The organism is Nostoc sp. FACHB-892 (assembly GCF_014698795.1).
Lineage (GTDB): Bacteria > Cyanobacteriota > Cyanobacteriia > Cyanobacteriales > Nostocaceae > Nostoc.
In genome coordinates this window covers 190,805-200,233 of sequence record NZ_JACJTR010000003.1, presented here as the reverse complement: position 1 = coordinate 200,233, position 9,429 = coordinate 190,805, and the positions used below count along the sequence as shown (strand labels likewise).

Sequence of the window (9,429 nt, the reverse complement as noted above, 5' to 3'; positions counted from 1 at the left end):
TACAGCTAATCAAAACTAGACTTGACATAATCAACTGCAATAGGTGTGATTTTTTCGACAAGATTATTAATTACCCCTCGTTCATATTCAGTCCAAATTCTGGGATGCCCAAAAATGCATGGTTGTAAAATTCCCCAGAGTTGACCATCCTGGCGAATATGGGCATGAATAAGGGCGCGGTGTCCAAAATTTTTCTGTTCAAATTCCCGATTTAAAACTTGAGGTTCAGCAGTTTCTACATCCTCTACAAAGATTGAAGGTTCGGCACGTAGCGCAGCCGCAAACATCGGATCTTCATCTGTTACAGTTGGGGGTTGTGCTGCCCATTCTTTATTATAAACAGTAGGTACATCTGGAGTGCGAATCCAACAAAAGGCAACTCTACCGAGGTTTGCCTGTGGATTGTGTAGGTATAAAAAACATCTATCAGATTGTAAAAAATTGCCTACAGCTGGCAATAGCGCAGAAAATATCGCATCTGGTGTTTGAGATGATTCTACAATATTGTTAAGTGCAGGAGGAAGGTTATGCTGAGTCATATAACTAAGCTGATTTTAATTGAATAATGCCTTTATCAAAAACGCGATTATCAGTAGCGATCGCACTTACTTCTATTCTATCTGGATACACCTCGTAGGCTGCAAAACTCAGCTTTTCAGCAGAATGCTCTGTCCACTCCGAACGCCCTACAGGACGAGTACCTGCGCCTGCACCAGTAACTAGATAAGTCGTTCCATTAATAACGCGAGTGCGTTCATAACTATGATCATGACCGTTGATATAGAGTTGAGCGCCGTATTTTTGAAACAGAGGAGTGAGGGTTTTAATAAAAGTTTGATTGACTCCGTAGTGACCGGATGAATAAATTGGATGGTGGCCAAATACGACTTTCCAAGGAGCTTTACTAAGGCTTAATTCTTTTTCTAACCAAGGTAGCTGGTTTTTCCAATCAGCATTACTGTTAGTATCTAAAGCAAAAAATTGCACAGAGCGACGGCGAAATGTATAGTAGCGTTTTCCATTCATATTGAAGCCGGCATACTTGACTTGCGGATCACCATTGGCAGTACGAATATCGTGATTACCTAAACAAGCCTGAAATTTCACGCCTTGCCTCAGCAAAGCTTGATAAGGACGCTCAAAAACTGCATTGATTTTTTCGATTTCGCCGTCATTGTAAATATTGTCCCCAGCTAAAACGACTAAATCATAAGGATTTTGTTTGTGATACGCATTCATCGCTCCAGCTACAGCATACTGTCCTTTAGCCCCAGTCCCTGTATCAGCGACAGATACAAAACGTAATAATAAGCCTTTTTTGGCTGAGGTGGCGGCTATGGCGGTTGTTGAATCGGTAATATCAGCACTTTGATGATTTTGACGAAATGTCCAGCCTAAAAATCCTGCACCAATAGCGCTGAGGCTACTTAAAAATAAAAATTGACGGCGTTTTAGGTTCATAACTCACCAAATTTAATAAATAGTCAGTTTATCTGAAGCAATGTGCAATGTAGTGATACATTAAGGCAAAAGAAGGCAGCACCAGTAATAATGTAGGTTGTTTGTCTTTGATTCGCTGCTTTTGGTGAAAGTTCCATGCCACAAGACAATCAGTCAAAACCGACGGATGAGCAGGTAACTCAACCTCCCCAAAAACCTTACCAAAGAGTTCAGCCATTTTGGAAGGCTAAAATTATCCAAATTCTCCAAGGGACAATTGGGGTTTTAGAAGTAACGGTGGAAAAACTGGAGACAGCACCCCCACCTGGTACGAAGGAAACACCCAGTTTTTTCCAGCAACTTCAGTTGCGATGGGGTGGACTGTTAAGAACAATCCGCTTGTTTTTACCATCAAATTGGTCAACAAAGTTATCAGATACAGCTTTGACGGGAATTGTTACTGGAATTGCTGTAATTATCGTTTGGACGACTGCGACTGTCTTTACTGGTAAACCTACTGAAGTAGCTACAGTTCCACCGGTTGAAGAAGTTCCTGCACCGACACCAACGATAACTACTCCACCGGAGTCAGTTGCACCAGAACCGCAGCCGCCACAGCCACCAGAGGAAATTACACCACCGCCAGAAGTACAAACTACTCCACCAGCGCCGGAACCAGAACTAATTCCCACGCCAACACCAACACCAACCATAGAATTAACACCTGAACAAGCTTTGATAGCGGCTGTTGAGAATCAGGTAGCCGAAATTAGCGATCGCATTGCCTCTGGTCTGATAAAGTCAATTCAAGCCAACTTTCGTACCAGTAATCTGACTGTCAAAATCAGTGATAATTGGTACACTCTCCCAGAATCTCAACAGGACAAACTAGCTGCGGAGATATTACAACGTTCTCAAGAACTTGATTTTACTCATTTAGAAATTATCGACTCCCAAGATAAGCTGATAGCGCGTAACCCAGTTGTTGGTACTGAGATGGTGATTTTTAAACGGCAAACAACAAGTTTAAATAATTCGTAATGGGCTACGCCCCGCTAAGCTAACGTAATTCGTAATTTTAACTTTAATTATTTATGTTAGACAATGTTTTGTTATTGCTCAAAGCTTGTGAAAACTTAAACATTAATTATGAAATTATTCATCCGGCTGAGAACTTAGTAAAAATAAAACTGAATAATAAGCAGCATTACTTTTGTAATTATAGTACTCCCTTAATCAATCAAGCAGTAGCACAAATCATAAAAGACAAGGAATACACTTACCATATTTTAAAGCAAAAAGTTAAACTTCCTAAGACAATAGGTTTTCTTTCACCTTTTTGTGATCTTCAGTATAAAATATACTTAAAATTTCCCAGCTTTCAAGATATTATATTAGAAATAAAAGATAAATTTGAAATACCTGTTATTATTAAAAGGAATTCTGGCTCTGGTGGATGTAACGTCTTTTTATGTCATAATATAGATGAGATTGAAACTGCTTTAAAAGAGATTTTTAATATAAATAATAAAAAGTATGATTATGTAGCGATCGCTCAAGAATATATTCAGATTTTATATGAATATAGAGCGGTTTTCTTAAATAAACAATTAGTTTTACTTTATGAAAAAGATATAACTGATGCAAAGTTTGCAGGTAATCTTAGTCCTTTACATTGGGATGGTGCAAAAGCCAAATATATTGACGATCCACAAATATTGTCAGAGATTGCTAATTTTGCTAAACCAGTTTTTGAAGAATTAGACCTTGATTATGGTGGTTTAGATATAGTCTTAGATCGAGATAACCAATATTGGTTGATTGAAGTGAACTCAAGTCCAAATTATACTATTTTTACTAGAGACAATGGAGAGGAGCCTGTGTTGAAAATTTTTGAAAAAATGCTTATTAGCCTAGCTTCATAAAAAATTGAAAATTCAGTTGGCATGGAGAAAATGCAAAAACCAGCAAACTCCTAACTCCTAACTCCTAACTCCTAACTCCTAACTCCTAACTCCTAACTCCTAACTCCTAACTCCCCATTCACCACTCTCGTTACTTGAGTTGGTATCCATACAGTAAAAATTGAACCAATACTTACAGTTGATTCTACTTCAATGCGACCGCGATGAAGTTCTACAAGTTGTTTCGTTAAAGCCAGTCCCAGCCCAGTACCTTCATAGCGGCGGCGATAGGGTGTATCAAGTTGCTGAAATTTATCAAAAATTAATGGTAATTGTTCTTCAGGAATGCCGATTCCAGTGTCTTCCACTTGAAAAATAGCGGTATCATCTTCCACCCAAAGACGTAAAGTTACGCTGCCATTTTCAGGGGTGAATTTAACAGCATTAGTTAACAGATTCCAAAGAATTTGTTCTACTCGTTCTCCATCGGCGGTAAAACGATCGCGATTGGGATCGATTTGCAAATCAAGGTTGAGATTAATTTGTTCGCTTGTTGCTTTTTTTCGCAGTGACTCTACAGCATTTTCAGCAACACTTACTAAAGAAAATTCCGAAATATTTAAAGCTGTCTTCCCAGCCTCGATTTGCGATAAATCGAGGATGTCATTAATCATTTCTAATAAATGTTCTCCACTGTCGTGGATTGTTTGCAGATAACCCCGTTGTCGTTGACTCAATTCACCCAAAGGCCAACGTAATAATGTAGATGACATCCCAATCACATAAGTCAAAGGTGTGAGCAATTCGTGACTGATAGTAGCGAGAAACTCACTTCTGAGGCGGCTAGCGGCTTCGGCGGCGAGGAGAGCATCACGCAGAGCCATTGTGCGTTCAATAACTCGTTGTTCAAGAGTTTGTTTTTCTTGGGTAAGCGTTTGCATTAACTCAGCTTGGTGAATTGCGATCGCTAATTGTTCTGCGATCGAACTCAGCAAGTTTTTTTCACTCTCAGTCCACTGGTGTGGATTATCACACTGGTGAGCAATCAGCAATCCCCAAAGTTTATCCTCAAATATAATTGGTGCTGCCAACTTTGCCCTAACTTGGCTTTCCCTCAAAAAATTCAGCAAACACTCTTCTAGAGCATAAGTTTTTTCGACATCATCCACAGCTAAGGTAAAGCCTTGGCGATACTTTTTCCAACATTGAGACGTTCGCCTAAAACAATTCCTTTCGGTGTAATTTAAGACCGATGTAATAGCATCTGTAGCACGGGCTTCATAGACAATATAACCTCCATAGTTTTGGCAGTCTTCTAGTAATGGCTGATTATTGACTAACACAGAAGGCGAGTGTTTACCGTTCTTCTCGTGTATAAAAGACTGATATTGTTGGGTTTTGACTTTGGAAGCTTCAAATTTATAGATTACTAATCTGTCTAATTCCAGAAATTCACGCACCTGTGTAATTGCGGTTGCCATAATTACTGACAAATCCAGGCTTTTGCGGATCTGCGTTGTTACCTGATTTAATAACCGCTCCTGGGAAATCTGTTTTTTTAAAGCATCTTCCACTGGCTGACAGATATAAACTGCCGGCGCAGTTGGGCTTGGAGGTGCTATTATTTCTTGGTTTGGCTGAGTTAAAAAATATTCTAATAACAACAGCGAAAATTGACTTTGGAGTGTGGCATCATTGGGCCGAATAATTTGGTGATAGCGTTCGAGATTTTGGTGAGTATAGGAATCGCACTCAAACAAGTCTCTTAATTCGGAGACAAATGTTGCGATCGCCTCTAAATTAAATGTCAACTTAGCATTGAGTGCCGAACCAATTCCTTGCTCCCCCTCCTCTAAATTTCCTACCAAGAGCGCACTAAACTGCTCAGAAATCACCAATGTAAACCTTTGCCTTTGCCATTTTGCAGGTATGTAAACCCGCATCAACACAGCTTCTGTCAGTATCAGAGCGGCACTTGTCTCCCTTTGAGCCATCTGTTCCAACAATTTCCCAAGCTGATCAAATACAACAATAGGCAAGGTTCGAGAAAAGCTCAAATCAGGAGAACTAAGCATTTTCAATCATTTTGGTAAGATGGGGCTGAATTCAGGGAAAAAGTTTGTTTTTTTGTACTAACCAATAGTTTAAAACGGTAATACAGCATTATGCATCGTATAAGTAGCACATCGGGTGGATGGAATCAGTCAGAGGGTTTAATTTTTTTAGAACAAACTCCAGCGCCTTTCGTGTTGATTACAGCTGCTGATACCGACATTCAAACTTTGGCAGCTGCGGTTCCAAAATTACCTACAAGCTTTCCTGCATTAAGAGTCGCCAACCTGTTGCAATTACAGCAACAATTAACCATAGACACTTATGGAGAGCAAGTTTTGGAACTTGCCCAGGTAATCATTTTACGCCTGTTGGGAGGACGTTCCTACTGGAGTTATGGCTTAGAAGTAGTGCAAGAAATTGTGCAACGTAATGGTAAAACCCTCATTGTAATGTCAGGGGACGACGCTTTTGATCCCGACTTAATTTCTCAGTCTACCCTGCCTTTGGGCATTGTTAACCAAGTATGGCAGTATTTTAGCGAAGGCGGCGTCGAAAATTTCGTTAATGCTCTGCAATTTATCTCTGACAGTTGCCTGTTAACTGCATACAATCCACCGTTACCCCGGCCAATTGGGCGTGTGGGATTGTATGAGTGGGGAGTAGGGGAGCAGGGGAGCAGGGGAGAGTTAGAACCTCATTCATCCACCTTGGAACCTCAAATCTCCCAATGTCCAATGCCCAAAATTGGCATCCTTTTCTACCGCGCTCACTATTTAGCAGGAAACACTAAAGTAATTGATGCTTTATGCGAAGCTTTGGTACAGAAAAATTTACAACCTGTGCCAGTGTTTGTTTCTTCATTGCGTGAACCCGATGTTCAGGTTGAGTTGAATGAATTTTTCCAACCCAAAGAAGCTGAATCAATAGCTGTACTGCTGAATACCACCAGTTTTTCTCTAGCACGTTTGGAAAGCGAAACACCCCAAACTGAACTCTGGGAAAAATTAGATGTGCCTGTGTTGCAGGTAATCCTCAGTGGCGGATCAATTGAGCAGTGGGAGTCACAGTTTCAAGGGCTTTCTCCCCGCGATATTGGGATGAATGTGGCGCTACCAGAAGTAGATGGGCGGATTATTACTCGTGCTGTGTCTTTTAAAGCCGTACAAACTCGTAATCCCCATCTAGAAACAGATGTAGTAGTTTATGAACCAGTGAGCGATCGCATCGAGTTCGTTGCCAAACTAGCAGCAAATTGGGCGCGTCTACGTTCCAAACCACCCCAAGAACGGCGAATTGCCCTAATTTTGGCAAACTACCCCAACCGCAATGGCCGCCTCGCCAATGGTGTAGGACTCGACACTCCGGCTAGTTGTGTAGAAATCCTACAAGCTTTACATCAGGCTGGGTATGAAGTAGAAAATCCGCCTGCTCAAGGAGACGAGTTGATTCAACAGCTAACAGCTGGTGTAACAAATGATCCAGAAGGCCAAGAATCGCTTCCGGTACACCAAAGTGTTTCTTGGGAAGAGTATCAAAAGTATTTCGCTTCTTTACCGCCAGCAGTTCAGCAAGGTATTAGTGAAAGGTGGGGAATAGGGACTGGGGACTGGGAACTAGGGGCTGGGGAAAAGGAAAACGGGGGAGACAATAGGAATCCCCAATACCCAATACCCAATACCCAATCCCCAATCCCCGTTCCCGGAATTCAACTCGGCAACGTTTTCGTGGGAATTCAGCCAGCAAGGGGTTATGATAATGACCCCAGTTTGAATTATCATGCACCGGATTTAGAACCAACTCATGCTTATTTAGCTTTCTACTATTGGGTAAGAGAATGTTTTGGTGCTGATGCCGTAGTTCATGTGGGAAAACACGGAAATCTAGAATGGCTACCTGGTAAAAGTGTGGCTTTATCGAGTAATTGTTATCCAGAAGTCGCTTTAGGCGCACTTCCCCACCTGTACCCGTTTATTGTCAACGATCCTGGTGAAGGTTCCCAAGCCAAACGTCGCGCTCAAGCGGTGATTATAGATCACCTAACACCGCCAATGACTCGTGCGGAACTCTACGGTTCTTTGCAACAGTTAGAAAATTTAATTGATGAGTATTATGAAGCGGACAGTTTAGATCCTTCGCGTTTGCCAGTGATTCGCGATCGCATCCACGAACTGGTGATCAAAGAAAATCTCCATCTAGATTTAGGAATCCAAAATGAAACAGAAATTTTTAAGTCTGAATCCTTAATTTTGAATTCCATCGGTGGTTATCTTTGTGAATTGAAAGAAGCCCAAATCCGCGATGGATTGCACATTTTTGGGCAATGTCCCCAAGGAAGGCAGCTACGAGATTTAATAGTAGCGATCGCTCGTATACCCAATCGCCATTCTTCAGGTATTACCCGTGCCATAGCTCAAGATTGGGGTTTAGACTTCGACCCCCTCACAGCCGATTTGTCAATGCCTAGCGGTGAATACTCAATAGTCAATGGCACAGAATGCCGTACATTCGGTGATATTGTCGAAGTCCTAGAAGAACACGCCGCCCTTTTAGTAGAACAACTCATAACTCCTAACTTACTACTCCCCACTCCCCACTCCCCACTCTCCATTGTCCTTAACTGGATACGCGATCGCCTGCTTCCAGCTTTACAACAAACCCCCCAAGAAATCACCCATTTATTACACGGACTTGATGGTGGTTATGTCCCAAGTGCCCCATCGGGCGCACCCACACGCGGCCGCCCAGAAGTTCTACCAACTGGGAGAAACTTTTATTCTGTCGATATTCGCGCCATTCCCACAGAGACAGCTTGGGATATCGGTAGAAAAGCTGCTGAAACCCTCGTTGAATATTACACTCAAGAACATGGTGAGTATCCAAAAACACTAGGTTTATCATTGTGGGGAACAGCCACCATGAGGACTGGAGGTGATGATATTGCCGAAGCCTTAGCTTTACTCGGAGTCCAACCTGTATGGGATGGTGCAGCACGGCGAGTAGTGGATTTTGAAATTTTGCCCCTGGCGATTTTGGGGCGTCCCCGTGTAGATGTCACCTTGCGAATCTCTGGATTTTTCCGAGATGCTTTTCCCAACTTAATTGATTTATTTGATCAAGCAGTATCAGCAGTGGCAGGCTTGAATGAACCGCCAGAACAAAATCCCCTAGCAGATGCGGTTCGCCAAGAGACTGATTTGTGGACAAGCCAAGGATTAACTTTAGAAGAAGCAGTAGTGCGATCGCGCTATCGCATCTTTGGTTCTCGTCCAGGTGCTTACGGCGCAGGACTCCAAGGTTTAATCGAATCGCAAAACTGGACAAATGATCAAGATTTAGCCCGCGCCTACATTAATTGGAGTTCTTACGCCTACTCTTCGGGAGCAGGGGAGGCAGGGGAGCAGGGAGCAGGGGAAGATAAAATTTCCAATGCCCAATGCCCAATGCCCAATATCGAAGCTTTCGAGCAACGCTTGGCGAAAATGCAAGTTGTCCTGCACAATCAAGATAACCGTGAACACGACCTACTCGATTCTGATGATTATTACCAATTTCAGGGTGGTTTAACTGCTGCGGTGCGTTCTCTACAAGGAAAAAATCCCCAAACTTATTTTGGTGATAATTCCATACCCGCTCAACCACGAGTCCGCCAACTCAAAGAAGAAATTGCACGGGTGTATCGTTCTCGCGTAGTTAATCCCAAGTGGATTGCAGGAGTCATGCGTCACGGTTATAAAGGTGCTTTTGAAATGGCGGCGACGGTAGATTTTTTATTCGCTTACGATGCAACAGCCAAATGTGTAGAAGATTATATGTATCAAGGTATAGTAGAAGCTTACTTGCTCGACCCAGTTATGTCAGAATTTATTCAGCAAAAGAATCCTTATGCACTGCGTGATATTGCTGAAAAATTATTAGAAGCACACAAGCGCAATTTGTGGGAGGATGTATGTATAGGAACATTAGAAGCTTTAAGGAACCTAGTACATCAAGCTGAAGCAGTTATCGAAGAAAAATCAATGGTGTAGGAAAT

General features: G+C 42.0%; 6 protein-coding genes. 3 read left to right on the top strand and 3 right to left on the bottom strand.

The features are described 5' to 3' along the window. Window positions 1–5: 5 nt before the first annotated feature. Window positions 6–539: a GAF domain-containing protein gene (locus H6G96_RS05695; protein ID WP_190910535.1), complete on the bottom strand. Its 534-nt coding sequence runs from the start codon at window positions 537–539 to the stop codon at window positions 6–8. A gap of 4 nt (window positions 540–543) precedes the next feature. Next, window positions 544–1,461 (bottom strand): metallophosphoesterase, encoded by a 918-nt coding sequence (locus H6G96_RS05690; RefSeq protein WP_190910534.1) that lies wholly within the window; start codon window positions 1,459–1,461, stop codon window positions 544–546. Between the two features lie 135 nt (window positions 1,462–1,596). Here H6G96_RS05690 and H6G96_RS05685 point away from each other — a divergent pair, with 135 nt between their 5' ends. Both H6G96_RS05685 and H6G96_RS05680 read left to right on the top strand, forming a co-directional pair. Next, complete coding sequence (locus H6G96_RS05685) at window positions 1,597–2,481, top strand: hypothetical protein (RefSeq protein ID WP_190910533.1); 885 nt, start codon at window positions 1,597–1,599, stop codon at window positions 2,479–2,481. A 53-nt stretch (window positions 2,482–2,534) separates the two neighbouring features. Then, window positions 2,535–3,365, top strand: a complete 831-nt coding sequence (locus tag H6G96_RS05680) for a YheC/YheD family protein (protein WP_190910532.1) — start codon at window positions 2,535–2,537, stop codon at window positions 3,363–3,365. A gap of 92 nt (window positions 3,366–3,457) precedes the next feature. Here H6G96_RS05680 and H6G96_RS05675 read toward each other — a convergent pair whose 3' ends face one another. After that, the gene (locus H6G96_RS05675; RefSeq protein ID WP_190910531.1) at window positions 3,458–5,419 is read right to left on the bottom strand and encodes a GAF domain-containing sensor histidine kinase; all 1,962 of its coding nucleotides are present in this window, start codon (window positions 5,417–5,419) and stop codon (window positions 3,458–3,460) included. A gap of 90 nt (window positions 5,420–5,509) precedes the next feature. Here H6G96_RS05675 and cobN point away from each other — a divergent pair, with 90 nt between their 5' ends. Further along, the gene (gene cobN / locus H6G96_RS05670) at window positions 5,510–9,424 is read left to right on the top strand and encodes a cobaltochelatase subunit CobN (RefSeq protein ID WP_190910530.1); all 3,915 of its coding nucleotides are present in this window, start codon (window positions 5,510–5,512) and stop codon (window positions 9,422–9,424) included. Window positions 9,425–9,429: the final 5 nt, after the last annotated feature.

What these genes read in the sequence shown, in the direction of transcription:
- cobN (WP_190910530.1), top strand. Translation starts at nt 5,510, where the DNA reads ATGCATCGTATAAGTAGCACATCGGGTGGATGGAATCAGTCAGAGGGT.
- H6G96_RS05680 (WP_190910532.1), top strand. Translation starts at nt 2,535, where the DNA reads ATGTTAGACAATGTTTTGTTATTGCTCAAAGCTTGTGAAAACTTAAAC.
- H6G96_RS05685 (WP_190910533.1), top strand. Translation starts at nt 1,597, where the DNA reads ATGCCACAAGACAATCAGTCAAAACCGACGGATGAGCAGGTAACTCAA.
- H6G96_RS05695 (WP_190910535.1), bottom strand. Translation starts at nt 539, where the DNA reads ATGACTCAGCATAACCTTCCTCCTGCACTTAACAATATTGTAGAATCA.
- H6G96_RS05690 (WP_190910534.1), bottom strand. Translation starts at nt 1,461, where the DNA reads ATGAACCTAAAACGCCGTCAATTTTTATTTTTAAGTAGCCTCAGCGCT.
- H6G96_RS05675 (WP_190910531.1), bottom strand. Translation starts at nt 5,419, where the DNA reads ATGCTTAGTTCTCCTGATTTGAGCTTTTCTCGAACCTTGCCTATTGTT.